This is a genomic window from Burkholderia sp. E168m23, from assembly GCF_016586125.1.
GTDB lineage: Bacteria > Pseudomonadota > Gammaproteobacteria > Burkholderiales > Burkholderiaceae > Burkholderia > Burkholderia orbicola.
Map to the genome: position 1 here is coordinate 1 of NZ_BCPP01001368.1, position 1,339 is coordinate 1,339.

Below are 1,339 nucleotides of genomic sequence, written 5' to 3' on the forward strand. Positions count from 1 at the left end.
TGTCAGAATTTCCGTGTTCAAGGCGAGTGGAACAATTACACGGAAGGTCGAACGAACCGATCTGCATAAAGGATAGCGAATTGGTTCATGGCCGTCTTCCAGTCATGCGCGGCACTTCCCCAATTTGCGGTGATGTTGCGCAAGGCCAGCCAGATGAGCTTGGTGGCGGCCTCGTCGCTCGGGAAGTGACCACGGGTCTTGATGATCTTGCGCAACTGCGAGTTGATATTTTCAATCGCGTTCGTCGTGTAGATGATCTTGCGCACACCCGGCGGAAACGCAAAAAACGGGATCACGCGATCCCAGGCGTTGCGCCACGCGCTACTGACGGTCGGGAATTTCTGGCCCCACGGACCATCCGCAAACGCATCGAGTTCGGCCTGGGCCGCTTCCGCACTGGGGGCGGCGTAGATCGGTTTGATCGCGGCGGCCAGTCCTCTGCGGTCCTTCCAACTGGCGTAATCGAGGCTGTTGCGGATCAAATGGACGATGCAGGTTTGCAGCGTCGTGGCCGGAAACGCTGCTGCCAGCGCTTCGGGCATGCCCTTCAGTCCGTCAGTGACGGCGATCAGGATGTCGTGAACGCCGCGCGTCTTCAAGTCATTGAACACCTTCATCCAGAACTTGGCGCCCTCGGTATTCTCGATCCACAGGCCCAGGATCTCCCGCGTGCCGTCGGGCAGCACACCCAGCGCCAGGTACACCGCCTTGTTGCGCACGACGGCGTCTTCGCGAATCTTGACCCGCAGTGCGTCGAAAAACACGACCGGATACATTGGCTCGAGCGGCCGGGCCTGCCAGGCGGTTACTTCGGCCATGACCTCGTCGGTGACCGAGCTGATGAAGTCGGGCGAGACCTCAGTGCCGTACTGTTCCAGCAGGAAGCCTTGGATCTCGCGTACGGTCATGCCTCGGGCATACATGGCGACGATCTTGTCGTCGAAGCCCGTGAAGCGCCGTTCGTGCTTGGGAATCAGGATGGGTTCGAAGCTGCCGTCGCGGTCACGCGGCACCTCGATACGGATCGGACCGTCTTCGGTCAGAACCGTCTTGGCCCCTTTGCCGTTGCGCTGATTCGTGGCGTTGGCCGGCTTGGCAGCACCGGGAGGGTAGCCGAGATGATGGTTCATCTCGCCGCCCAGTGCCCGTTCGATCAGCGCCTTCTTGAGCGCCAGCGTCGCGGCATTGATGGCTTCAGCCGTCATCGGACCGTTGCCGAACTGCTCAAGCAGCTCGGCCGGAATCGCCGGCAGAGCCGCCGGCTGGGCTTTCGGTTTGCGAGGCATAAATTCTCCTTGGGAGCATGTTATGCCTTAAACACAAAATTCCTGACAGGCCC

General features: G+C 60.4%; 1 protein-coding gene. It reads right to left on the reverse strand.

What is annotated here, in order from left to right:
* Positions 1-35: 35 nt before the first annotated feature.
* The gene (locus JMF90_RS37355; protein ID WP_011544984.1) at positions 36-1,286 is read right to left on the reverse strand and encodes an IS256 family transposase; all 1,251 of its coding nucleotides are present in this window, start codon (positions 1,284-1,286) and stop codon (positions 36-38) included.
* Positions 1,287-1,339: the final 53 nt, after the last annotated feature.